Source organism: Gilvimarinus sp. 2_MG-2023, from assembly GCF_030547685.1.
Classification (GTDB): domain Bacteria; phylum Pseudomonadota; class Gammaproteobacteria; order Pseudomonadales; family Cellvibrionaceae; genus Gilvimarinus.
The window spans coordinates 1-25078 of record NZ_JAUOQM010000012.1 but is presented as its reverse complement, the minus strand read 5'-3'; the positions used below and the strand labels follow the sequence as shown (position 1 = coordinate 25078).

Annotated in this window: 23 protein-coding genes; 9 read left to right on the top strand and 14 right to left on the bottom strand. The window is 52.5% G+C overall.

All coding sequences use genetic code 11. The annotated features are described in order from the left end of the window. Positions 1–110: 110 nt before the first annotated feature. Positions 111–647: a DUF2058 domain-containing protein gene (locus Q4526_RS02300; protein ID WP_215975122.1), complete on the top strand. Its 537-nt coding sequence runs from the start codon at positions 111–113 to the stop codon at positions 645–647. Positions 648–680: 33 nt separating this feature from the next. On the opposite strand, the gene Q4526_RS02295 is transcribed toward Q4526_RS02300, so the two are convergent. From Q4526_RS02295 to Q4526_RS02285, 3 genes are all read right to left on the bottom strand, one after another. After that, positions 681–923: a hypothetical protein gene (locus Q4526_RS02295; protein WP_215975121.1), complete on the bottom strand. Its 243-nt coding sequence runs from the start codon at positions 921–923 to the stop codon at positions 681–683. A 141-nt stretch (positions 924–1064) separates the two neighbouring features. Continuing rightward, on the bottom strand, positions 1065–1883 hold the full coding sequence (locus Q4526_RS02290; RefSeq protein WP_215975120.1) for an SDR family oxidoreductase: 819 nt from the start codon (positions 1881–1883) through the stop codon (positions 1065–1067). Further along, a complete protein-coding gene (locus Q4526_RS02285; protein WP_215975119.1) occupies positions 1880–2662 on the bottom strand; it encodes an enoyl-CoA hydratase in 783 nt (260 codons plus the stop codon). The genes Q4526_RS02290 and Q4526_RS02285 overlap by 4 nt, the downstream gene beginning before the upstream one ends. A 169-nt stretch (positions 2663–2831) precedes the next feature. On the opposite strand from Q4526_RS02285, the gene argS reads away from it, so the two are divergent. Then, positions 2832–4565, top strand: a complete 1734-nt coding sequence (argS, locus tag Q4526_RS02280; RefSeq protein ID WP_215975118.1) for an arginine--tRNA ligase — start codon at positions 2832–2834, stop codon at positions 4563–4565. An 81-nt stretch (positions 4566–4646) separates the two neighbouring features. On the opposite strand, the gene Q4526_RS02275 is transcribed toward argS, so the two are convergent. Continuing rightward, positions 4647–6233, bottom strand: a complete 1587-nt coding sequence (locus Q4526_RS02275) for a chitinase (RefSeq protein ID WP_215975117.1) — start codon at positions 6231–6233, stop codon at positions 4647–4649. Between the two features lie 474 nt (positions 6234–6707). Between Q4526_RS02275 and Q4526_RS02270 the strand changes: the two genes are divergently transcribed. Beyond that, positions 6708–7922 (top strand): multidrug effflux MFS transporter, encoded by a 1215-nt coding sequence (locus Q4526_RS02270; RefSeq protein WP_215975116.1) that lies wholly within the window; start codon positions 6708–6710, stop codon positions 7920–7922. Here the strand turns inward: Q4526_RS02270 and Q4526_RS02265 are convergent. The 4 genes from Q4526_RS02265 to Q4526_RS02250 all read right to left on the bottom strand — a co-directional run bounded on the left by Q4526_RS02265 (position 7919) and on the right by Q4526_RS02250 (position 12309). Next, complete coding sequence (locus Q4526_RS02265) at positions 7919–8605, bottom strand: DUF3313 family protein (RefSeq protein WP_215975115.1); 687 nt, start codon at positions 8603–8605, stop codon at positions 7919–7921. The genes Q4526_RS02270 and Q4526_RS02265 overlap by 4 nt on opposite strands. 79 nt (positions 8606–8684) lie before the next feature. Beyond that, the gene (locus Q4526_RS02260) at positions 8685–9014 is read right to left on the bottom strand and encodes a YqcC family protein (RefSeq protein WP_215975114.1); all 330 of its coding nucleotides are present in this window, start codon (positions 9012–9014) and stop codon (positions 8685–8687) included. Then, on the bottom strand, positions 9014–11149 hold the full coding sequence (gene dinG / locus Q4526_RS02255) for an ATP-dependent DNA helicase DinG (RefSeq protein ID WP_215975113.1): 2136 nt from the start codon (positions 11147–11149) through the stop codon (positions 9014–9016). The genes Q4526_RS02260 and dinG overlap by 1 nt, the downstream gene beginning before the upstream one ends. Continuing rightward, the gene (locus tag Q4526_RS02250) at positions 11149–12309 is read right to left on the bottom strand and encodes a 1-acyl-sn-glycerol-3-phosphate acyltransferase (protein ID WP_215975112.1); all 1161 of its coding nucleotides are present in this window, start codon (positions 12307–12309) and stop codon (positions 11149–11151) included. The genes dinG and Q4526_RS02250 overlap by 1 nt, the downstream gene beginning before the upstream one ends. Positions 12310–12438: 129 nt before the next feature. Here Q4526_RS02250 and Q4526_RS02245 point away from each other — a divergent pair, with 129 nt between their 5' ends. Together Q4526_RS02245 and Q4526_RS02240 are read left to right on the top strand one after the other, a co-directional pair. After that, complete coding sequence (locus tag Q4526_RS02245; protein ID WP_215975111.1) at positions 12439–12843, top strand: YchJ family protein; 405 nt, start codon at positions 12439–12441, stop codon at positions 12841–12843. An 85-nt stretch (positions 12844–12928) separates the two neighbouring features. Beyond that, positions 12929–14194: a diguanylate cyclase gene (locus tag Q4526_RS02240; RefSeq protein ID WP_303609512.1), complete on the top strand. Its 1266-nt coding sequence runs from the start codon at positions 12929–12931 to the stop codon at positions 14192–14194. A gap of 16 nt (positions 14195–14210) precedes the next feature. Here the strand turns inward: Q4526_RS02240 and Q4526_RS02235 are convergent, their stop codons facing one another. Beyond that, the gene (locus Q4526_RS02235) at positions 14211–15227 is read right to left on the bottom strand and encodes an aspartate carbamoyltransferase (protein WP_215975110.1); all 1017 of its coding nucleotides are present in this window, start codon (positions 15225–15227) and stop codon (positions 14211–14213) included. A gap of 285 nt (positions 15228–15512) precedes the next feature. Between Q4526_RS02235 and Q4526_RS02230 the strand changes: the two genes are divergently transcribed. Continuing rightward, on the top strand, positions 15513–16421 hold the full coding sequence (locus Q4526_RS02230; protein WP_215975109.1) for a DUF2971 domain-containing protein: 909 nt from the start codon (positions 15513–15515) through the stop codon (positions 16419–16421). A gap of 35 nt (positions 16422–16456) precedes the next feature. On the opposite strand, the gene lnt is transcribed toward Q4526_RS02230, so the two are convergent. From lnt to miaB, 5 genes are all read right to left on the bottom strand, one after another. Further along, entirely contained in the window at positions 16457–17995 is a 1539-nt protein-coding gene (gene lnt / locus Q4526_RS02225) for an apolipoprotein N-acyltransferase (RefSeq protein ID WP_303609511.1), read from the bottom strand. Next, on the bottom strand, positions 17985–18839 hold the full coding sequence (locus Q4526_RS02220; protein ID WP_215975108.1) for an HlyC/CorC family transporter: 855 nt from the start codon (positions 18837–18839) through the stop codon (positions 17985–17987). Before Q4526_RS02220 ends, lnt begins: the two co-directional genes overlap by 11 nt. After that, positions 18836–19342, bottom strand: coding sequence for an rRNA maturation RNase YbeY (gene ybeY, locus Q4526_RS02215; RefSeq protein ID WP_215975175.1), 507 nt, complete (start codon positions 19340–19342; stop codon positions 18836–18838). Before ybeY ends, Q4526_RS02220 begins: the two co-directional genes overlap by 4 nt. Position 19343: 1 nt before the next feature. Further along, entirely contained in the window at positions 19344–20378 is a 1035-nt protein-coding gene (locus Q4526_RS02210; RefSeq protein ID WP_303604351.1) for a PhoH family protein, read from the bottom strand. A 134-nt stretch (positions 20379–20512) separates the two neighbouring features. Further along, positions 20513–21874, bottom strand: a complete 1362-nt coding sequence (miaB, locus tag Q4526_RS02205; RefSeq protein WP_215975107.1) for a tRNA (N6-isopentenyl adenosine(37)-C2)-methylthiotransferase MiaB — start codon at positions 21872–21874, stop codon at positions 20513–20515. 200 nt (positions 21875–22074) lie between these two features. Between miaB and Q4526_RS02200 the strand changes: the two genes are divergently transcribed. The 3 genes from Q4526_RS02200 to Q4526_RS02190 form a co-directional block, all read left to right on the top strand. After that, positions 22075–22407, top strand: coding sequence for a DUF1820 family protein (locus Q4526_RS02200; RefSeq protein WP_215975106.1), 333 nt, complete (start codon positions 22075–22077; stop codon positions 22405–22407). A gap of 145 nt (positions 22408–22552) precedes the next feature. Then, positions 22553–23719 (top strand): FAD-dependent oxidoreductase, encoded by a 1167-nt coding sequence (locus Q4526_RS02195; protein ID WP_215975105.1) that lies wholly within the window; start codon positions 22553–22555, stop codon positions 23717–23719. Positions 23720–23811: 92 nt separating this feature from the next. Next, the coding region (locus Q4526_RS02190) for a di-heme-cytochrome C peroxidase (protein WP_303609510.1) at positions 23812–25078 on the top strand (1267 nt) is incomplete at its 3' end.

Genomic DNA, 25078 nt, shown 5'->3' with positions numbered 1-25078 from the left:
GGGGGGAGTCCACTGCCAATACAGAGCACACCCAGCGGGGCATTATACTGTTCAATGCGCGGGGGATCTGCTACATTTTGCTCCAAATTGATATTCAATGCGGAGAATCCATGAGCAGCCTGCAAGATCAACTTCTTAAAGCTGGTTTAATCGACAACAAAAAAGCCAAGCAGACCAAAAAGGAGAAGGCCAAACAAGCGCGCGTCCAACACCGCAGCAAAGAGCCTAGCATTGACGAAACCAAAGCTGCGGCGCAACTTGCCCGCCAAGAAAAAGCCGAGCGCGACCGTCAGCTAAACGCCGAGCGCAACGCCGCGGCGCAGGAAAAAGCCATTCAGGCCCAAATTAAACAATTAATCAGCCTCAACTTGCAGCCTAAAAAAGGCGACACAGCCTATAATTTTACCGATGGCAGTGCGGTGAAATCACTTTACGCCTCAGCGCAGCAGGTCGAGCAGTTAAGTCGTGGCTTGTTGGCTATTGTTCGCCTGGAAGAAAATTACGAATTGGTACCCGCAGTCATTGCCGAGAAAATCGCCTTGCGCGATGAAACTGTAGTGATTTCGCAAGCGAGCAAAGCCGCCGACGCGCCCGATGAAGACGATCCCTACGCGGACTATGTTATTCCCGATGACCTTATGTGGTAGCGATTTGATCAATCGCCCTTAGCCTGCAACTCGCTAAGGGCGCAACTGTAAGCCAGGCTGCATGTTAACTTGGCCATCTATTTCTAACACGCCTACACGCTCGCCTTCTGCGTCTTTAACTACTGCCACGGGCACCTGAAAAAGCGGCCTGCGCACAAACCACAATTGCCACCCGTAAGATTCCATATGGTGCAGTGCCAATAGCTGTATATCATTTAAAAAGGCTTTGATATTATCTGGCACTGCAGCTTGTACACCTCGTTTGCGAATCGTCATAGCGGGATACCCCCCATGCTTCTGTCTTACTACAAGCATAGCAGCTGCTTTTTTGGCATGTAGATCATTGTGTTATTAACCCCTAGGCTTTGTTATTCCTGTGGGCAATTGGGGCCTAATAGATGCCGTGTCTACATGCTTTTATTGCTGCTGTTGTTGCAACATCTGCGCAAGGCCGGTACCAATAGTGGCGGCTCCGCCCAAGCTCCAACCTCCATCGACAGGAAGTACCACCCCGCTGATATAACTGGCTAAATCTGAACTTAAAAAGACGCAGGCATCGGCAATATCACGGCCTCGCCCCAAACGTTGTAATGGCACGGTAGCGGCAATTTTACCTCGCATTTTTTCATCCGGAGCCAAGCGCTCCATGCCCTCGGTTCCCTCTACCGGTCCCGGAATCACCGAATTCACCCGCACTCCCTCAGCGCCCCATTCAATACACAATGTGCGGGTAATCATATCCACCCCAGCTTTAGCCGCACAGACATGCACCTGCCCGGCCATCGCCAGCTGCGCTTGCGGCGCGGAAATATTAATGACCGAGGCGCCGGGTTTGCGCAAATAGGGGTAGATCGCGCTCATCACATGAAAGGTGCCTTTTAGATCAATGTCTACCACCGCAGCAAAACCATTATCGGACAGGTTACTGGCAAGCGCTGGGAAGTTACCCGCCGCACCGGAAACCACAATATCCAAGGCGCCCCAGCGCGCGTGCAATTGCCGCAGCGCTTCGCGCAAAGCCTCACCATTGCGCACATCGACGCTGTAACCACAACTGTCCTGAGCGCCCAACTCTGCCAACGCGGCAACAGTGGCATCGATTTTTTCTTGCGAGCGGCTGATCACGCAAACACTGCACCCCAGCCCGGCAAAACGCTCCGCTGCAGCGCGGCAAATACCGCTGGTACCCCCCACAACCAAGACGGTTTTACCCGAAAAATCGCCATTAAGATTCATGTTTTTTCCTCTGTCGCTTGTTTGATAATCAATTGGGCTTCTTCGCCTCCTAGACACTCGCTAAACACTTCGAGTTCACGTTCAATAACTCGATCCACCGGCCAGCCCACCACCTGGTTAATCAGGGCTTTACTGCGGCGCAGTGCTTGCGGGGGGCGCAGGGCGAGAGTCTGACAAACACTGTCCACCTCGGTGCCGAGACGCTCGCGCGGGAACACGCCGTTGAGCAGACCGTAACCCAGCGCCTGCCCAGCGCTAATTGCCTCGCCCAACAACAGCATTTCCTTGGCCCGAGCCTCCCCTACCCGGCGCACCAACAATGCACTGGAAGCAAATTCGGGGCACAGCCCCAGGCGGGCAAACGGCAACTGAAAATAAGCGTCATCGGCTGCATACACAAAATCACAATGCAGCAGCAAGGTGGTGCCGATACCAATAGCCATACCATTAACCTCGGCCACAATCGGCTGCGGCAAGTGACGCAGGGAGTGCATAAATTGTATAACCGGATGCTCTTTCGACAATACGGGCGGCCCACCTTGCCCAGCCCGAAGAAAATCAGCCAAATCATTACCAGCGGTGAAGCTGTCCTCGGAGCCTGCCAAACACACCACACGCACATTATCGCTCGTAGCCGCCCACTGCAACGCATTGGCCAGGGATTGATACATGGCCAGCGACAGGGCATTTTTCTGTTGTGGGCGGTTAAGCTGCAAGCGCAACACGCCATCCATTATATTGGCCTTTACCTGTTCGGACACCTCAAAAGGCATTGTCATAGCGACTCCTCTTTCACTGACTATCGTTTGTAACACTCGGGTAAAGTGTAGCTCAGAGAGATTACCTGTGTATGGCGGATGATAAACCGGTAATTTTCTTTTGAGCACAGGCTCTGCCTGCCTCGGCATGCTACAATTCACGGTTTTCTAATCTGACTGTTTGAGCCCTATGAACATCCGTGAACTTCTGAGCGAAAAAGTAAAGTCCGCTATGAACGCAGCCGGCATTCCCGCCGAGTGCCAACCCATGGTGGCGCCGGCCAAAAAAGCCGGTTTTGGCGATTATCAGGCCAATGGCGCCATGGCTGCGGCCAAGAAAGTCGGCACCAATCCGCGCGAGCTGGCCGGTAAGATCACAGACGAGCTTGAGCTCGGCTCAATCGCGGATAAAGTAGAGATCGCAGGCCCGGGTTTTATCAACATTCACCTCAACCCGGCCTGGCTGAGTGAGCAACTGGGCAACGCTGAGCGCGATCCGGCTCTGGCGATTCGCCCCGCCGCCGAACCACAAACCGTTGTAGTGGATTACTCATCCCCCAACCTTGCCAAAGAGATGCACGTCGGCCACCTGCGCTCGTCGATTATTGGCGACGCACTGGTACGCATACTCAGCCGCCTGGGTCATAAGGTCATTCGGCAGAACCACGTGGGCGACTGGGGCACTCAGTTCGGCATGCTGATCGCCGAACTCGAAGAACAAATGGCCGATAGCGACAGCGCCAGTATGGCGCTATCGGATTTGGAAGTGTTTTATCAGCAGGCCAAAGCGCATTTCGACCGCGAGCAGGCGTTCGCCGATAAGGCGCGCGACTATGTAGTAAGGCTGCAATCCGGTGATGCCAAAACACTGGAGTTGTGGCAATCGTTTAAGCGTGTTTCTCTCGCTCATAGCGCCGACATTTACAACAAGCTCAACGTAACGTTAAGCGATGAGGATGTGTGCGGTGAAAGCTTTTACAATGACGATTTAGCACCGCTGGTTAGCGAGCTGCAAGCACAGGGCTTATGTCAGGAAGATCAGGGCGCGCAAGTGGTTTTCCTGCCCGAACTGGCCGACAAAGAGGGCAACCCCTCGCCGGTGATTGTGCAAAAGCAAGGCGGTGGTTTTCTCTACGCCACTACCGACTTAGCCGCTATTCGCTATCGCGCCAATACGCTGCACGCCGATCGTATTCTCTACTTTATTGACGCTCGCCAGTCCCTGCATATGCAGCAGGTGTTTACCTTGGCGCGCAAGGCGGGCTTTGTCGACGAGCATGTGAGCCTTGAGCACCACGCCTTTGGCACCATGATGGGCGCTGACGGCAAGCCGTTTAAAACCCGCTCGGGGGGCACGGTTAAACTGGCCGCTCTGCTGGACGAAGCTATTGAACGCGCCGCGAAAGTCATTACCGATAAAAACCCAGACCTGGCTGATGCTGACAATGTCGCGCGCAAGGTGGGTATTGGCGCGGTAAAATACGCAGATTTGTGTAAAACCCGCACCAACGATTATGTCTTTAACTGGGACACCATGTTGAGCTTTGAGGGCAATACCGCGCCCTACCTGCAGTACGCATACACCCGCGTGCGCAGTGTTTTCCGCAAGGCAGAAATCGAACCTGTGGCGGTCAGCGGCGAGATCGTTCTTGCACAAGAACAAGAAAAAGCACTCGCCATCAAGTTGTTGCAGTTGGGCGAGGTATTAGGGCAAGTTGCCGACGATGCCCTACCCCATGTGCTCTGCACCTACTTATACGATGTCGCCAGCTTGTTTATGCGCTTTTACGAGGCCTGCCCGATTCTTAAGTCGGATGTAGATCCGGCGATGCGCGCCAGCCGTCTGCGTATTTGCCACGCGGTTAGCCGCACACTGGAAACCGGCTTAGATATGCTGGGCATCGAAGTCTCAGAGCAAATGTAATATGTTGCCCGGCAAGACGTAAAAAAGGCGCCCCAGCAATGGGGCGCCTTTTTTGTTTGCGCTATCGAATCAGCCCGGCGATTAAGGCAAGCTATGCACCTTGTCGCCAATTGGGCCAGAGAAGATATAACCGTCGTGAATATCCCAGTTAATCGACCAGGTCATCACCCCGCTGAAGTCCGGATATACCCCACCCGCATTTACCGAGTCACAAGCGGTGCCAGCCGTGATGCAATCGAGCGCATCGATAATGGCCTGATTGGTGGCCAGACCAGAACCCGCTGACGAAGGCCCGGAAGGCAAGCCCAGCGACACCTGTTGCGGGTCGAGCCCCTCAAAGTACAAAGAACCGGCTGTCTGGAAACCTTCAATCAACATCCGCGCCGAAGCCACCATCATATCCACCGAGCCGGCAGGGTATGATTGATTAGCATAAGGTGTTTGCAATCCACCATTGTTGTAAAGCTGCACATGCAGCAGGTCGAGCAAGTCGCGCGTTTGGTCAATGATCGGTAAGTACGCTCCCCAAACACCGGAGTAAGCGGTCAAGCCACCCTGCACATATGGGTGCTCCGGTGCCATGGTCAGCGCCATGCCGCCCACATTGGTATCAATCTGACGCAGTGCCCCAGGTAAGCGCGCTTGGATTTGCGAGCCGTGTACCAGCTGCGAGCCACTTTCCAGGTCAATATCGACACCATCGAACCCCCACTCGTTGATCAGGCCGGTCAAGCTGGCCACAAAGTTCGCCTCATCCGAATCGGTATTAAGTGTAATGGTGCCCTCGGCGCCGCCCAGAGACAGCACGAAAATTTTTCCTTCGGCCTGCATGGCCGCCATATCCTGTTTGAATTGAGTTGCATCCAAACCGGGACAGCTAGTACCGGAGCCGTCGAACAGATTAAAGTGCACCGTGCCATTGCTGGCCGGGTCGTTGTCGGCAAAAGCGATATCGATAATATCCCAGGCATCCGGAATCTCTGACAGTGCAATTGGACAGCCCGCACCGTTCATAAAGTTATGCCAATACCCGACCAAAGCATGATCGGGGAAGTTACCGCTGTAACCGCCACCTGGACTAGAGCTGGACGAACTGGAACTATTACTGGAGCTAGAGCTCGACGACGAACTGTTAGAACTAGATGAATCCGCGCTGCAAGAGCGTTGCTCGGTCCAGGCATCGCTCCAGTGGGCCCCCGTACCCGGGGCATAGGCCCAGTCGGCACTGGATGAACACCAACCGCTAATATCACAGCGATATTCGCTACCGGCATTTTGCACCAGCTGACCTACCGAATAGGCACTTCCGGCGCTGTATACCGGGGAAGAGCAATCCCCCACCGGGGCCTGCGAGCTACTAGAGCTGGAGGAGCTGCTGCTCGATGACAGGGAGGAACTGCTGGATGAACTTGAGCTGCTTGCGGGTGAGCCGTCGCAAGCACCTAAGCCGAGCCACTCATCCCACGCACCCGAGCTCTGTGCCGGTTGATCACCGCGAGTCCACCATTTTGCCTCGTAAGCGAAACCCGAGTCTTCAACCTGATCACCTCCGAGATAAGCAGTAGCCGCGTCCCAAGTGGATAAACTGGAGCAATCGTACGCCTGAACGGGACTGGCGCAAATCACCGCGCCAAGCAGTCCGGTTCCAGCCAATAATGTCTTTTTCATTCTAATCTCCTCGCTGTACTCTCCCAGTGCGCACGCGCCCGGGCAAAGTTTTATTGTTGTTTCAACCCCGCTTGTCTGCTCCCTATCGATATACCATCGTCAGTCCCGTGCCCTATCAGCGGATTGGTAGATTTCGGCCCAACAACAGAGACAACGTTGTCAAGCTGGTTAGAAGGTGTACCACGCAGCACCCGCCAACTCAAAGCCAACACGGCAAAACGTGACTCACGCCCGTTTTTTAAACCCTGTAAGCATATAAATAGATTTTTTAATGCATAAATTACTGCTGGATCGGGTATTCAGATCTCTGCCCATTTTGTTATATACGGCCATATACACCTAAAGTACGCGCCAGATGGCACGGGAAATTTCACAAATACTTGCCTTTCGCGACCTCCCAACACATATAAATTGTGTATAGTGAGCCGTTGATTTTGCCCACTCACTCTACGCCGCTAGTGCTGCCTTACGCCCATGACCAATCGCTCGTTGCCCCGCTATTTTCTCCTGTATCTCGGCGCATTAGTCGCTTTGGGGCCGGTGGCGATGGATGCATACTTGCCCGCACTGCCCACCATGGCAGACAAGCTCGGGGTCTCTATCGCCACACTCAGTGCGTCGGTCAGTACTTTTTTAGTCGGGTTTGCCTTTGGCCAGTTACTGGGTGGCCCCATCTCCGACCAAATAGGCCGCAAACCTGTGTGTTTATTTGGCACTGGGTTGTTTATCGTTACCAGTGCGGCTATTGCGGCCTCAGAATCGGCCTCGGTGATTAACAGCTTGCGCCTATTGCAGGCTTTCGGTGGCGGATTTGCATCAATTACCGCCATGGCGCAAGTGCGTGATGTGTACCCGGCCGAAGAAATTGGCAGTCGTTTCGCTACGGTAATGATGGTTATGATGACCGCCCCGGTCATCGCACCAATAGTGGGTACTGGGCTGCTTCACTGGGGCTGGCAGGCCATTTTTATTTTCCAGGTTATCTATGCCTTACTGCTCTTAATCATTATGTGGCGAGTAAGCCCAGAAACCTTGCAACACAAAAAAACCGCGCTCTCTTTAGGGCGTATTGTTCAGCAGTACGCGGCTATCATTTTGCACCGACATCAAGGGCGTTTTTTAGCCGCTGTGTTTGCTTTGAGTATTGGCTGCGCCGCGGGGGTGTTATTGATATTTGTCACTCACGCCTCGTTTACGTATATGACGTATTTTGGGGTCAGTGAAGGAGTTTTTTCTTTGCTGTTTGGACTCAACGCTATTGGTCTAATTGCAGCCAACTGGTTGAGTGCGCGTTTATTGAAGTTTATTGATCCGCTGCAGATTTTTCGTGTAGTGGTAATGGCGCAGGCAGCGGCAGTTTTGATTTTGGCATTGCTGGTTTACATCGACGCTTTGTCGCTGGTTCTGGCCGTTCCGTTGATAGTGTTTATAGTCAGTTGCGTAGGCATTAGTAACCCAGCCGGTGCTGCGCGCTTTATGGCTATGTTTACCCCTCAACAAGGAGGCAGTGCCGCGGCCATTCAGTTGGTGGCGATGTTTGTTCTCGGCTCAGCTATGGGGGCGTTGGCCAGTCATTGGCACGATGGCAGCTTGAAACCCATGATCCACACTATGTTGTTATCCGTTGCCCTTAGCTCGGTATTGCTGATTCCACTGCGCCGGTTACAAGTACCAAAAGCCCGCCGTTAACGCGAAGCATCCAAATGGTTACGCAAAGAGCGAGTCCAACTGCGCATATAACGCTTGGCATCGGCCATATTGGTCACTCGGTTGGTCCACTGTAAGTGATTCATGCTGTCTTGATCCACTTTGCGATCGACGATACGAGCCACTATTTCGCCGCTACGAGCATCGTAGGCTTCTAACAATAATGTCATTTCCCCAAAACTTGTGGTGTAGCTTCGCACCTTAGTGGCGCCATCGATATCAGGCGCGTGTATATCCAAATCGATAATCGCGGGCTTGAGCTCTAACACCTGAGTTTGAGTGTCGTATTGAGCAGCTTCGGGTGTTTCACCTTCTGCCACTAAACGATAGGCGGGCTCTTGGCGTAGCGACTTTTCAAAGTATTCATCGCACACGGCGGCCAAGCGTTCTTGTATCTCCTGCATATCACGCTCGCTGACCCTCTGCCCCCCAATATTACGGCCCGAGTTTTGCGAGCGCATCCAGTTATCGCGAAAAGCAACGGTACACGGTTGCAGAGCAAAGGCATGATAATCAGCGATATCAATATCCGGCTTAACATAGAGCTGATCCCAGCCCTTATCTTGCACTAAGTGTAAGCCATCGTGGGATACCGGTGCGGGGGGTGTCGCGCAGCCGGCCAGAAATAAGCCGCCACACATGATCCAAATTCCGAGTACTTTCATCACTAAGCCCTATTGCTATTAATCCGCTATATCTCACGGTAGCGCTTACACGTCATTGCCTCAAGGTGTTGTTTGTAAATTATTGTGTCAACAACCGATCAATCATCTGCAATTGCGAGACAAGTGCCGGCGCTGAGACACCCTGTGCCCGGCAATACTCTTCTGCCATGGGCGCTACGCTACAGTTTCCCGGCCGTGGGTTGGCGTTATCTGCAAGAGCCTTTAACTTCGGAATAAACAAAAATTGTAACCACTGGGGAAAGCTTAAGGTGTCGAGCGCAAATGGTTGAGTGCTGGCTAAAGCCTGTGCCGGAGGCGATTGCTCTTGCCACCATTGCAGGGCTCGCAAACTGACCTCAAGATCGTCGAGCGCTACTGCGAGTGTTTGATGTGTGGCGGTGCTATTCATTAGGCGTCAATTTTGCGTGCAAAAGGCGGCAGTGAATCTAAGATCGCCTTACCGTAACGTTTTGTGACAACCCGACGATCGAGCAACGTTATACGGCCATCATCGCCTTCGGTACGCAGTAGTCGGCCGCAGGCTTGAATTAATTTTAAAGACGCATCGGGAATGGTGATTTGCATAAACGCATTGCCACCGCGAGACTCAATCCACTCCGATACAGCAGCCTCGATTGGATCGTCGGGCACCGCAAAAGGTAGCTTAGCAATAACCACATGGGCGCAGTAATCACCTGGCAAGTCGACGCCTTCGGCAAAACTTGCCAGGCCAAACAAGACACTACCCTCGCCGCGGTCGATACGTTTTTTATGGGCCGATAACATCTCTTGCTTGGAGGCTTCGCCCTGCACCTGAATTTTATCCTGCCATGCGCTGGGCATTGCATCGAACACGTCGAGCATTTGACGACGTGAGGAAAAAAGCACTAGGGAGCCTGCAGCCGGATCCAGCACAACAGGAAGCTGTTCGATCACCGATTGAGTATGGGCGGCACTGTTACCCGCGTCCACTGCATCGCGCGGCACGATAAGCTCGCCTCGGGAAAAATCAAAGGGACTGGGCACCACGGCATAGCGACTGTTATCTGGCGTGCCGGCGCGCATTTTAAAACGATCAAACTTACCCAGCGCGGTCAAAGTCGCCGAGGTAACGACCGCCCCGTAAGCTCGATTCCACAAACTAAATTCCAGAGTACGAGCCGCCAAAATGGGGCTCGAACAAACTTCAATATCGTAGTTGCCGGAAAAATCCACCAATGTCAGCCAGCGCGCGCGCGGCACACTGGCGTCGTTATCTGTGCGGGCGTAGCTCAACCAGAGTTCGGCGCTGGCTTCGGCACGCGATTGCCAAGCGCCAACCACAGGATAATTATTTTCCAAATCCACTTTAGGGACCGGGCAGTGGGCATCTTCCATCGCCTCATTAATTTCGGCGCTAATTTTACTTAATAAATCACTCAGACGATCAAAACTGGCGTGTAGTTGCTCTGCCTGCGATTGGATACCATCTGGCACTACCCCATTGTCAAAACGATAATGGTTCGAACGTCGATCGCGGTTACTCTCTGCCACCGACTGCACCAGCTCATCTAAAGCCGGGTACAGCATATCCAGCTCACGCTTACACTCGATAAACTGACCGGGTAATTGCTCGGCAAAATGATCGACCCTACCCGCGCCACCGATTTGCCCCAACACCGTCGACAAACCTTTATTGCATTGCTCTAGCCAGCGACTGGTGGAGAGCATACGCGTGTGGTGGGCAAAATGATTGAGCGCTTTATCGGGCAGGTGGTGGCCTTCATCAAACACATAAATAGTTTCTTCCGGATCGGGCAAAATAGCGCCGCCCCCCAGAGCCAAGTCGGCCAACACCAAGTCGTGATTGGTGACAATGCAATCGGCATTGTGCAGTGCATCGCGCGCTTTAAAAAAGCTGCAGGCCGAGACATTTGAACAACGCCGCCCGGTGCATTGACGGTGATCGGTGGTGACGCGCTGCCAATCGGCGCTCTCCAATGCACTGGGCCAAGAGTCGCGTTCGCCATCCCATTTATTGGCAGCCAGTGCGTCCATCATCGATTCGTATAAACGCACGCCCTGCTCATCAACACTGGGCAGTTCATCTTCGTAGAGAGCACGAGTCGGATCGACGGTACTGGCAAACTCGCTCATTAAGTTGTCCAACTTAGACAGGCACAAATAGCGCCCCCGCCCCTTTGCTAAGGCGAAACTAAACGAGAGGTCTGAATGATTTTTTAACTCGGGCAAGTCTTTGTGAATGATTTGTTCTTGCAAAGCAACGGTGGCTGTGGATACCACCAATTTTTTTCCCAGAGCTTTGGCGATAATAATACTCGGCAATAGGTAGGCGATAGTCTTACCCGTGCCCGTGCCCGCTTCCACCACGCAAACATGACCATCGCTGTTGCGCACGCCTTCGGCATCGGAGGTAATCGACCCCAGAGTGCGAGCAATTTCAGCAATCATCATTTTTTGCCCGTGCCTTGAGCCGAGCTCGCGCGACTGTAAGAAAGCCGAATAACTCTCTTGGATGTTGCGTTTTATATCGTCAGTTAGCATTAATTTTGTCGAGCATTTAATTTACTGTGAACCGGATTGGCGTACATCTCCAGCAAAATTTCACGCTGCTCGGTGGGAATCGAAGCCACATGTAAATCAAACGCGGCCCGCTCTTCACGCAAATTACCGGGTTCGAATGGCAACCCTTGGGCAGAGTATGGCAGTGACCGAGCTTCATTGCCCAGCGCGTCGTAAGCAAAACAATTGCTCGGGTGTAACACGTACTGGCTCCAGATTTGCCGGTCGATCTCGGCGGCCACCGCGACGTTATCTTCATACTCGCCGCTCAAGGGTGTGCCAAAGGCTACATGCACATTGCCCTTTTGCCCGGCGATACCTTTCGCAATACTTTGAATGTCTTCTTGATCGCCTTTCTCGTAGCTGCCGGTGGTTCGCTGGGCATAGAGCTCGTGGGCTTTGGCGCTATCACAGGGGTCCTGCTCATACGAGATAGAAACCGGCACGATTTTCAAAGACCTAACATATTCAGAGAAGTCTTGTGTTTTAGGTCGGTTCAACGTCAGCATCCCAATCACAGCGGAGTTGGTCAGGTCTTTGCCATCTTTGGCCCGCCCTTCACGCTGTGCAATCCATATATTGGCTCGATCCACTGTCAAAGAATGGTGGATATACGCCGACAATTTTTTCGCCGCCTTGAGTTTTTCCCGTGGAGCCTTGGCAGAGCGATTGACGATAAAACTCTTATTCAATCGCATCAGGTCCGACACATAAGGCTTCGTCAACAAATTGTCACCAATAGCGATGCGCAATGTTTTAAAGCCGGCGTAATAAATGCTCCAGTTCACAAAAGCCGGATCTACGGCAATATCGCGGTGATTACTGACAAACAAATAGCCGCCGTCGGAGTCCAACTGATCGAGCCCGGATGTGGTCAATTTTGTGGTGGTGGTTTCAATCATATGACGCAGATATTTCTCAACCACCTCCTGCTGAAATTTATCCACCGTATCAACACAGGCCAGCTGCCTTTTCATTGCCCGCGACACCATTGGCCGTATAATAAAACCCAAAGGCCCCGCCAAGCGGGGAAACTTGAGTCTGGCAACAGCATCGGCCAACTCAGGATCGTTCAAAATACGGTCTAAGGCGGGCCGAACTTCGGCATCGTGGTAAGGGCGAATGTCGTCAAAATCGGTCATTAGTAGGTTCACACACGGTCAATAAATAGAGGGTTTGGCAGGTGACAGTTAGTCCCGCTCAACGTTAAGCCAATGCTTTAGCAACTGGCAAAATATTCAGCCGCACAACATACCCAAAAGAGGTGAAAAATGCCACTAAACACTGATATTAACTGCTATTGTGGCTCGATGGCACCGGCCTCTCAGTGCTGTGCCCGCTTTATTTATCAGGGGCAAGTTGCGAGCACAGCGGTGGAGTTAATGCGCTCGCGCTACAGCGCTCATGTGTATGGCGCCATCGATTATCTGTGGCAGACTTGGAGCACCTCCAGCCGGCACAGCACCTCCCCGGAGGCAATTCACCAGTGGGCCAATCGTTGCGAGTGGTTAGGATTGGAGATTCTCGACTGGCATAAGGGGGGCGTGTCTGACCAAGAAGGCACGGTTACTTTTATCGCCCAGTACCGGCTCGGGCAGAAGACACATCAACACTTAGAGAAATCGCTGTTTCGGCGCGAGCAATCTTTTTGGCGCTATGTTGATCACTGCGCCTAATATTCGTCAAACTGTGACGCACATGATGTATTTAGCGCCAATTGTCGATAAACTGTTACCTGCCCAACTCTAGCTTATAGCCTACATGATGAAAATTCTTTTAGTCGAAGACAGCGCCACCTTGCGCCACGCCATGAGTCAGTATATTACTGACGCAGGCCATACGCCGTTGGTGGCAGAAAGTGGCGAGCAAGCGCTGCAACTGCTAGAAGACAACCCCGTCGATATGATCATCATGGATGTAGAAATGCCCGGCTTAAACGGGTTTGAAACCACCGCACTGATTCGCGAATGGCTGGGGGATCACTGGATTCCGATTATTTTCGTCACCGGAATGAGCGAAGACGAAGACTACCGGCAGGGTATCGAGGCCGGGGGGGATGATTATCTCATCAAACCCGTCAGTAAAATGATTATTACCGCCAAAATTCGGGCGATGGAGCGTATTGCAGAGATGCGCGATCAGCTCAATGCGCTCAATAGCGAGCTGGAAGCCATCAGCCAGCTCGATAGCTTAACCCAAATATACAACCGCCGTACTTTTAACGAACAAGCCCAAAAGCAGTGGCTATTAGCCAGCCGGCAAGCCACCTGTATCAGCGCATTAATGATCGATGTCGATCACTTCAAACTGTACAACGACCACTACGGTCACCCTGCCGGTGACGCCTGCTTGGTTGCCATTACCGACGCCATCAAATCATGTCTGCACCGCCCTTACGACCTATTGGGACGCTACGGCGGTGAAGAGTTTGTTGTGCTGCTGCCAGACACCGATAAAGCCGGTATCGCCCGCGTTAGCGAGTGCATCAAACTAAGCATCGCCAATAAGTCGATACTGCACGAGGTATCACCCACCGCCGAAACGGTGACGGTATCCGTCGGCGGAGCCTGCTGCCCGCAAACATCCGGCCACAGCCTAGAGGGATTGATTAAAGCCGCCGATAGAGCGCTATACCGCGCCAAACACTCGGGGCGCAATCAGTACAATATTGATGAAATGACCGCCCATCGCACTGTAGTGATCGCTCACCCCGATGTGGAGATACAGCAACAAGCCAGCCAGCAATTGCAGCAGTACTACAATTTAGTGACGGCCGAAACCGCCGATGAAGCTTTGGAATTGTCCCTGACAATTCGCCCCGACTTGATTATTTTGAGCCCCGCTATGGCTGATCACCACGGGCGATTGCTCAGCAACCGGCTCAGCACTACCAAGCGCACCAGTACCACGGCTCAGTTGTTTCTGGGGCAGCCTCAAGCAGATACCACCGATGTTCAGCCCTGTGTGACTCTGCCCCTAAACCAAGACGACCTACTGCGAATGGCCAGCCAATTGCTCAGCATTTAACCCGCCACGCAGGGGCTCACAAGGTGCGCGCCGAGTTATACCAGTTGACGTCTCGGGCGTATTTATCCACTTGATCCACCACATCCAACACTAACGCAAACAGCGCCATTCGCACCAACACACCATTATCTGCCTGACGGAAAATAGCTAAATTGGGGTTCTGATTCAAATCGTTGTCTAGCTCATTGGCCTCGGCGCGCGAGTCGCGGGGCAAGGGGTGCATAATGACCGTATTGGGCTCGCAATACTGAGTGTAAATAGACTGGTTGAGGCGAAAGCGCCCACGGTAGGTATCGGCTTCGGCTTTGGAGGCGAAGCGCTCTTCTTGAATACGGGTTGAATAGGCAATATCGACGTTAGTGATGCTCTGGGTTAAATCCTCGGTAACCGCCACCGTATGGCCGGCGCTGCGCATATCATCGACAATATGCTCTGGCATAGCCAGCTCGGCCGGTGACACCAGTGTAATATGAACATTTTTAAATAAACGCATCAATTTACACAGTGAATGCACCGTACGGCCGTGCTTTAAATCACCGATTAAGGCAATCCTCAGGCCGTCAATCCCGCGATTTTTGGAAGCTAACTCTTTGCGTATAGTGTACAAATCCAGCAGAGCCTGGCTGGGGTGTTCATTGGCCCCGTCCCCACCATTTAATACCGGAACGCGGCTGGCTTCGGCAAACTCTGCCACCGATCCCTCGGCTGGATGACGCATACAAATGACATCGGAGAAGCCAGACAACACTCGGGCGGTATCGTACAGTGATTCGCCTTTAGCAATGGCCGAGCTCTCAAACCCGGTGGTTTCGCGAACCTCCCCCCCCAGTAGATTAAAAGCGCAACCAAAGCTAATGCGGGTACGGGTACTTGGCTCGAAGAACATATTCCCTAAAATGGCGCCTTCCAGTACTCGAGTGACTTTGCGCCGCAGCGCGTAGGGCTGCATCGCATCCGCCACCTGAAAAATACGTTCAATATCTGGGCGATCAAATTGTTCGACGGAGAGAATATGAGAACCTGTGAAAATCACGACATTTCCTTGCGGTCTAAGGTGGGAGCAGTGGCGCTATTTTAGGCCTACAATCACACTTTGAACAGTGCCCAAGGGGCACTTTTCCAACTGCTCTTTACTCACAAGCTGCTATGCTTAGTAAGACAGGTGGCGTAAAATGTAACATTTATTGTTGCAACTTAACCCCAGAGCCGCTATTAAATACTAGCAGGCCGTTGAAATAATCATTGCGCTAATAAAAACTTTATAAATCGAGACCTTAGCCGATAGCTCTGAGGCATGATTTTCAATTAAGGATAAGCTGTGCCCGACCACCCAGATACTTTGGCCAAATTTGCCCAGGCCGAATGTGCTTATAAAATATTAGATCAGCAGTCCTTGCGCTGGAGCGCTCCGGTATTGTTCAGCGACCCGTTCGAGCTCAATCACCGCACTGCGCTGGCTTTTGACCCTCAAACGCTGCTACAGAGCGTCATTCGTACCTCTTGCGGAATGATTTTTGCCCGCGAAGAACCCAGAGGCAACTCGCCACTGGCCACTGTTATCCGCCGCTGGCGCGACGAAGAGAGGTTTTCTTCACCAGAGGAGGCCGAAGAAGTACTGGGCGAGTTAATGGCGCGCATGGTTGATCAGCGCCAGGAGGAAATTGATGAGACTATGGGCCACTGGCGCCTGTACACCCGCAGCTTGCGTATATGCAGCTTTAGCGCCAAGGCTGACAACCTCACGGCCTGGCAATATTTTGCCGACGAACATCGCGGCGCGGTATTGAAATTTCAGTGCGGCGACGACTCCTGTCTACCCCACCCCAAACCGGTGCGCTATAACCAGACTCGACCCGAAATCACGACGTTAAAAGAGCAACTCAATGTCGTGCTGTACAACGAAAAATTAAGACCACAGGAATATTTTGAGGATAAATTTTTACTCAAGCAACCCAGCTCTAAAAACGAGCAGGAATGGCGCTGCCTAATGAATGTGAGCCCCGAGGACGCGGTGAAAACGACCGATGAAAAGCAATGGTTCACCGAGGTCCCTTTTGCTTCGGAGCATTTGCGCTCGGTTTATTTAGGTGCATTTATGCCAGTGGAAACGAAAAAACAATTTTTAGAATTGGTCAGTAAAAAGTACCCGAACACCAAAATATTTCAGGCCGAACCGGTGGCGGGCAAATATGAAATTGAATTTACCCGTATTACCCTAAATAGCTAAACAAGTTGCGAGGCATCGCTAGGGCCTAACCAGATTCAGTGAAACCGACGCCTGGCAGCCAACAAACCGGCTAACATGGCCCCGCTTAACACCACCATCGGCCAACTGCCCCAGCGCATAAATGGTGTACCGCCGTAGGCGGGATAGACCACCCCACTCAATGTGGTGGCGACAAATTGCTCGCTCTTGGCCACGATCTCACCTTTGGGGTCAACAATCGCACTGATCCCATTATTAGTACTGCGAATTAAATAGCGCCCCGTCTCCAAAGCGCGCATTTGCGCCATTTGCAGATGCTGCAGCGGGCCAATAGAGTCGGCAAACCAGGCATCGTTACTGACCGTGAGCAACACATTGCGATGGCGCGCGCCCCGAGCCACTAAAGAGGGATAGACCACTTCATAGCAAATACTGGGCGCAATACTAACATCGCCTATTTGCAGACCACTTTGTCCGTCACGGCCCCGATGAATATAAGAGGTGGGTAAATCAAAAAATTCAATCGCCCCTCGCAGCCAACTTTCTAGGGGAACATACTCGCCAAATGGCACCAAACGCTGCTTGTGGTATATCCCCAACGCCTCACCAAAACCCGCCAGAGAATTGTAAAACCTCCGTGTTTGGCGCTCATCAAAGATAATGCCAGTAATCACTCCGGTTTGAGTGTCGCTGGCTTTGCGGTTCACCTCATCGAGAAAATCCAACGCGGTATGGTAGGTTAAAGGCACTGCCGCCTCAGGCCAGATCAGCCAGTCGCTGCTCCAGTGCCCTTCACTCATCTGCATTAATAAATCTAAGGTAGGCTGTGCTTGGGCCGGGTGCCACTTCACCTCTTGCGCGATATTGGGTTGCACCATGGCGACTTTCACCGGCTGATCACTGTTCACCCGCGTCCAAGATATACCTTGCAGCCACCAGCCACCCAGCCAAAGACAGAGACTCAGCACAGTCGCCATCCACAAGTTGGCAGAAGGCCGCATAAAGAACGCCCAGCTGGCCAAACAGGCCGCACTGAAGGTGGCCAGAAAGCCGACCCCCAATACACCCAGCACCGGTGCCCAACCCGACAGCGGGGTCGATAAATGACCGTAGCCAATAAACAACCAAGGGAAACCGGTTAAAAACCACGTGCGCACCCACTCACCCAATAGGTAGCAGGCGGGAAATCCCAGCAAAATGCCTAGTCGGCCGTGGCCAATTAAACGCGTACACAGGGCAAAAGGCGCTGCAAAAACGAGCGCAAGTAATAAAACAAACAGCGCTGTTAACAGTGCAGCCAACCACCATGATGCATTGCCAAATTGATTGATGGCGACATACACCCAAGAGGCGCCCACACCGTATAGGCCAATACCAAAGGCCGTCGACAATTGAAACGCGCGGCCAGGGGACGATTTAAACAACAGTAACGCAAAGCCCGCCAACCCCAAAAACCCCAAAGGCCAAAGGTTAAACGGGGCTAAAGCCAAAGGCTGAACCACGCCACACAACAAGGTGAGGGCGGTGGCAAGCCAGGGAGGGAGTTTGTGAATACCGGACTTAACGTGCCCGGTGATGATGGTCTCAGAGGTCACCAAGGGTTAATCGCACCAAATGAATTTGCCGGTTATCGGCGTAAAGTACGCGAAATTTAAACCCATCAATTTCCGCCGTTTCATTGCGCTTGGGCAAATGGCCAAACGCTTGCATCAAAATACCGCCGATGGTATCGAAATCATCATCGGATAAACCGGCCTCGAAGTAATCGTTGAAATCCTCGATCGGCGTCAGTGCTTTAATCACAAAGTCCGTATCGCTGACACGCTTAATGTGCTCATCGCTCACTTCTTCATCGGTCTCATCTTCGATATTACCGACAATTTCTTCCAGAATGTCTTCAATAGTAATCAATCCGGAGATACCACCGTACTCATCGATCACCAACGCCATATGGTAGCGTTGCTCGCGAAATTCGCGCAGCAATACATTAACCCGCTTACTTTCCGGCACAATATTGGCGGTACGCAGAATTTCTTCCAGGCTAAAATCGGTGGTGCCCTCCAGCATCATGCGCAGCAGGTCTTTGGCCAAAAGAATGCCTTTGACATCGTCAATCGAGTCGCCGATAACCGGAAAGCGCGAGTGGCCGGACTCGATGATTTTGGGCAAAAAGTCTTTGGGTTTATCGTCAATCTTTACCGCTACAATTTGTGTACGGGGAATCATAATCTCACGCGCTTGAAGGCTGGATACATCCAGGGCGCCTTCAATAATATTGAGCGCTTCTTGGTCCAGCAGCTTATTTTCAGCAGCGTCTTTGATGATATCCATCAAGTCATCGCGAGACTTGGGTTCAGCGGAGAAGGCGTGTATCAGCTTATCTAACCAAGACCTTTCTTGGTGTCGGGTTAAGCTGCTACTCGAGGGGTCGTCCGTCATGGCGTTGATGATTCCTGTTTGAATATTATCTCGTCAGAGGCAGCGGTAGTGCTTACCTCGTAGGGCGGTGCGAAACCTAACCCGGTAATAATGGTTGTTTCCAGCGCTTCCATTTGCTCGGCCTCACAATCTTCGATGTGATCGTAACCTAGCAAATGCAAGGTGCCGTGTACAAGCATATGGGCCCAGTGTGCCTGCGGGGGTTTGCCCTGTTCGCGCGCCTCACGTTCGACCACAGCGGCGCAAACCACTAAGTCGCCGAGCAGGGGTAAACCCAGCTCTTCAGGTAAGTCGGCCGGAAAAGATAAAACATTGGTGGGATAATCGCGGCCGCGGTACTGGCCATTTAAGCGTTGACTGGTTTCGGCGTCGACAATACTGACACTGACCTCGCTTTGCGCGCGCCTGTCAGCGACTGCCGCCGCCACCCATCGGTGTACTTCGTCGTCACTCGGGGCTGTGTCGGCCTCCACCTGGACGTTGATATCAACTTGGCAGACCATATCAGTGATCGGTGTCCGGCTGTTGCGCTTCAAAAGCATCGTAGGCTTCTACAATACGCTGCACCAGAGGGTGTCTGACCACGTCTTTGGCGCCAAAGTGGGTAAAACTTATACCTTCCACACCATCGAGTACATTGACAACATGCTTTAAGCCCGACTTTTGACCGCGGGGTAAATCGATTTGTGACGGGTCACCGGTAATCACCGCGGTAGAACCAAAGCCAATTCGGGTGAGGAACATTTTCATCTGTTCACAGGTCGTGTTCTGACTTTCATCGAGAATAACAAACGAGTTATTGAGGGTGCGCCCGCGCATATAAGCCAGCGGTGCCACTTCAATTACGTTGCGCTCAAGCAATTTACCCACGGTCTCGAAACCGAGCATTTCGAACAGGGCATCGTACAGCGGGCGCAAGTATGGATCGACTTTTTGCGCCAAATCACCTGGCAAAAAACCCAGTTTTTCACCGGCTTCAACAGCCGGGCGCACCAGTAAAATGCGCTCGACGTCATCGCGCAGCAATGATTCCACCGCACAGGCTACCGCCAAATAGGTTTTACCGGTACCGGCCGGACCCACACCAAAGTTAATATCGTGGGTTTGCACGGCGCGCACATAGCGCTGCTGGTTAACACCGCGCGGCTTGATGGTGCACTTTTTGGTGCGAATCAGTACGGTGCCTGCGGGAACCGGAGCGTCATCCGCCTCGTCCCAAACCGCTGGTTGTTCCTGCATAAGTTGTTCGACTCCTGCGCTCTGCAAGGCCAGATGAATTTCATCGGGGGTGAGTTCAATACGATCGGTCTCGCGGTACAGCTCGCGCAGTATCGCCGCCACAGCGTCGAGCTTAGCGGGGTCACCAATCAACGCAAATTGATTGCCTCGATTGCGAATTTCGATTTGCAGACGCTCTTCGATCTGGCGCAAATGCTGGTCAAACTGACCGCAGAGGCTGGCGAGACGGCGATTGTCGCTGGGCTCCAAGATCACCTCGCGGGTGTCTTGGGAGAGGTCGGGTACCACGTGTTTGTTCAAGGAAAAATCTGTACTCTTGCTGCGATATCGAAATTTAAGCCTAAACCATTCACACAAGTGTGAAAAGGGGGTGAACCGGCCAATTCCTTATTAGAAACTCACCCCATTTAACCACAGGTTATAGACTGAGATTGTTACATTTCATCCAACTCTGAGCTGATCAAGGTTCCCAATAACGAATTGGGCAGGGCCTGATCGATCCGAACATCGGCAAAATGCCCGATTAATGCCGGATCATCGGCGCGGAAATTCACTACCCGGTTATTCTCGGTTCGGCCCGACAGCTGACCGGGATCTTTCTTGCTGTAACCACTGATCAGTACCCGTTCGACATTGCCTACCATACGGCGACTAATGTGTTGCGCCTGCTGAGTAATACGGTCTTGCAGGATTTTCAGGCGCTGCTTTTTAACCTCCATCGGGGTGTCGTCAGGTAAATCTGATGCTGGAGTGCCCGGCCGCTGACTGTAAATAAAGCTAAAAGACACATCAAAGCCAATAGCGCTGATCAAATCCATGGTCTTTTCAAAGTCGGCTTCGGTTTCACCGGGAAAACCCACAATAAAATCTGAGGAGAAACTGATTTCCGGACGATGCTGGCGAATACGACGCATTTTGGACTTGTACTCAAGCGCGGTGTGACCGCGCTTCATCGCCATCAATATACGGTCTGAGCCACTTTGCACCGGCAAGTGCAGGTGACTAACCAGCTCGGGCACTTCGGCGTAGACATCGATCAGCGAATCGGAAAACTCCACCGGGTGAGAGGTAGTAAAACGAATGCGATCAATCCCATCCACCGCCGCGACCAGAGTAATCAATTCGGCCAAATCGACCAATCCATTGTCGGACTCACCCCGGTAGGCATTAACGTTTTGCCCCAGCAGGTTGATTTCACGCACGCCCTGCCCGGCCAAATGGACCACTTCGGCCAACACATCGTTTAAGGGCCGACTGACCTCTTCGCCGCGGGTATAAGGCACCACACAGAAAGTGCAATATTTGGAGCAACCTTCCATAATCGAAACAAAGGCGCTAACGCCATCGGCATCGGGTTTGGGCAAGTTGTCGAACTTTTCGATTTCCGGGAAGCTGATATCCACCACCACAGCACCATTGTCGCGGGGCTGCTCGATCATATCGGGAAGACGGTGTAATGTTTGCGGGCCAAAAATAAGGTCCACATAGGGCGCGCGTTCGGCAATAGCCGCGCCCTCTTGACTGGCTACACAGCCACCCACACCGATGATCATATCGGGATTTTTCTCTTTTAATTGTTTCCAGCGACCGAGCTGGTGAAACAGCTTGTCTTGGGCTTTTTCCCGAATTGAACAGGTGTTAATCAGCACCACATCAGCGTCTTCGGGGTTTTCGGTGGCCACCATTTGGTGTGATTCGCCCAATAGATCACGCATGCGAGAGGAATCGTACTCGTTCATCTGGCAGCCGTGGGTCTTGATATAGAGCTTTTTCACCGGTGTTTCTGTCGCTGACATAGAGATTTAGCCTGCTGTGGTACGAAATTAAGGCCGCGCATTATAGCGGTGTCACTCGGTAAATCCCACACCTTACCGACTCTATTGATTATTTTTTACTCAGAGCATCGCCCCTTTGAGGGTGAATATGCTATTCTTCGCGCCCATTTTCCGTCCAAACCGTAATATTAGCCCTACTGTGGGCATCACACTGGAAGACTATGAGCTTAACCCCCATTTATAAAGTCATTTTCCTCAATCAAAGCCAGGTCTTTGAAGTTTTCGCGCGCGCCATTTACCAGAGCGAAATGTACGGCTTTATCGAAGTAGAAGAGTTTGTATTCGGCGAGCGCAGCCCGGTCGTGGTCGATCCGAGTGAAGAGAAGTTGAAAAATGAATTTGCGGGGGTCAAACGCTCGTATATTCCGATGCATTCTATAATTCGTATAGACGAAGTGGAAAAAGAGGGCGCCGCCAAGGTGCGTGACGCTTCGGAAAATACGGTCACCCCATTCCCCTACGGCCATATGGGTCCTCGCGGCGAAGACAACTAACCCCGTTGGCGTCCCTCTATCCGACTGAATATCTCAGTGCTAGGATAGCACTGAGACTCCGCCTGCCCGTGTTTTGTCTACACTGGTAAGATGAGCTTAAGCAATCACTGCCAGCAACCCTGGCGGCTTTATTAAGGATATTTCAGTGGCCTACGACATCGCCATTATCGGTGCAGGTATTTCTGGGGCAGGCGTCGCCCAAGCCGCCGCCGCCGCAGGCTACAAAGTCGCTCTTTTAGAGTCCAGCAGTGTGGGCGGGGCAACCTCCAGCGCCTCTAGTAAATTAATTCACGGCGGCCTGCGTTATTTGGAGTCGGGGCAGCTCGGTTTAGTGCGCGAGTCGCTGCTCGAGCGAGAAAGGTTGCTCAAACTGGCTCCTGATCTGGTCAAACTGGCCCCCTTACATATTCCAGTGTATCGCCACAGTTCCCGCAAACCTTTAACCATAGGTACCGGACTCTTACTTTATCGATTGCTGGCGGGTTTCAGCAAAGACACACGTTTTAGTCGGCTGGCGAAATCGCAATGGTCGCAATTAGACGGTTTAACCACCGAAGGGTTACAGACTGTATTTCGCTATAACGAAGCACAAACCGACGACCAAGCACTGACACGCGCCGTCGTCCATTCGGCGCAAACACTGGGGGCGGAGCTATTGCTACCGGCTCGTTTTTTAGGTGCGGAGCTCGGCGATGACCTGACCGACGTGCATTATCAGGATAAACGCGGCCAACAGACCTTGCAGGCTCGGGTATTGGTCAACTGTGCAGGCCCTTGGGCGGCTAAACTCAATCAAACCATCACTCCCCAGCCAGCTCTGCCCGCCGTCGATTTAATCGGCGGCAGTCATTTATTACTGCCGCCGGTATTAAAACAACACTATTACTTAGAATCCCCCAGTGACGGGCGGGCAGTATTCGCCCTGCCCTGGCAGGGTAAACTGTTAGTGGGGACCACCGAAACCGAGCACCAAGGTTCACCTGAATCCGTGCAATGTCATCCGCACGAAACCCATTACTTGCTTAATGTACTAAAGCACTACTTCCCTCACCTACATCTGCTGCCCTCAAGCGCAACCACCACCGCCGGCCTGCGTGTATTACCGCGCAGCGACCAAGGAGCTTTTGGTCGCAGCCGGGAAGTTATGCTTTTGAGTGACAACCCCAGGCGCCCGCGGGTATTGACCATTATGGGAGGCAAACTCACCACTTATCGCGCTACGGCCGTCGACGCCATGACGCATTTATACCCCTCACTACCCACTGCTCGCCCCAAGGCGGATACCGCTACACTCCCTTTAGTAGGCTGCTGATTTCCCGCACTTGATAAATCCCTCGATCCGTACAACAATCTACCCGCAGTTGCGATAAACCCAATAACCCAACGCATCTTAGGGACTCTCTCATGACATATAGGATATGCCTCGCCTCTCTGTGCCTGCTGATTTTGCTCGGCTGCCAACCGACCACCGATGAACACAGCCCCAATGTCAGCGAACAAGCATTGAGTAACGACTGGTTTGGAGACTCTGCCGAGCGCATTGTGTACGCCGAGCAAAACTGGAGCCGAGAAGACAGCCAATGGTTTTACAATACCACTCAGGGCTCGAACCTGTTGCCTCTGACCATTTTTCGCCACTTAGAGCAGGCCGATAGCGTCGAGCTATTTCGCAACCAACGCAATATGAGCCGCTTTCGTTACATTACCCAAAATGCCACTGCCGACAACCCCGACGGCTTGCCCTTAGGCTGGGTCAGTAATCAGTATCAGGAAGAAGAGTACGTTGGCCTAACGTGTGCGGCCTGCCACACCAGTCAAGTAAACTTTAACGGCACAGGGATTCGCATTGATGGCGGCGCGGCCATGGCCGATATGAATACCATGCTGCACGAATTAGAGCGCGCACTGACAGCGACCCTACACCAAGATGACAAATTTGCTCGCCTGCAAACGGCGCAAACTGCCCTGCCCGCCGAGCAATTAAAAACACTGCTTGAGCAAAGCCGGCAAACCATCCAGCAATATAATGTTCGCAATACATCCCAAAACCAAGGACAGAACATCGCGTATGGTTATGCCCGGCTCGATGCCTTTGGCCGCATCTATAACCGTATTTTGTCCCATCTAACCCCGGGACAGATCAATGCTAACCCACCCAATGCACCCGTTAGCTATCCCTTTCTATGGGACACACCACAGCACGATTTTGTGCAGTGGAACGGAGTTGGCGACAACGAAGGCGAAGGCCCATTAGGGCGCAATACCGGCGAAGTATTAGGAGTGTTTGCCACCTTTGATTTAGCACCTAAACCCCATAACCATTACCCATCTTCGGCCCGCATCGACAACCTAGTGCAATTGGAAAAACGGCTGACAGAGCTCTGGTCACCGAGCTGGGTTGAACTGGCCGAAAGAAACATACTGCCCCCCATCGACTCGGCACTAGCCCAACAAGGCCAAGCGCTCTACTACCAATACGAATGCCACAGCTGCCACCAAAACATTGAAAGGACAAGCCCCGGGCGCCGTGTAACGGCCCAAATGAGCTCACTACAACATATTGGCACCGACCCGCAAATGGCCCTCAATGCGCTGACCTATGGAGGGTGGGGCGGTTATCTTGAAGGGGAGCTAATCGACTCAACCGCACCGGAACAAGGCGTATTTGGTC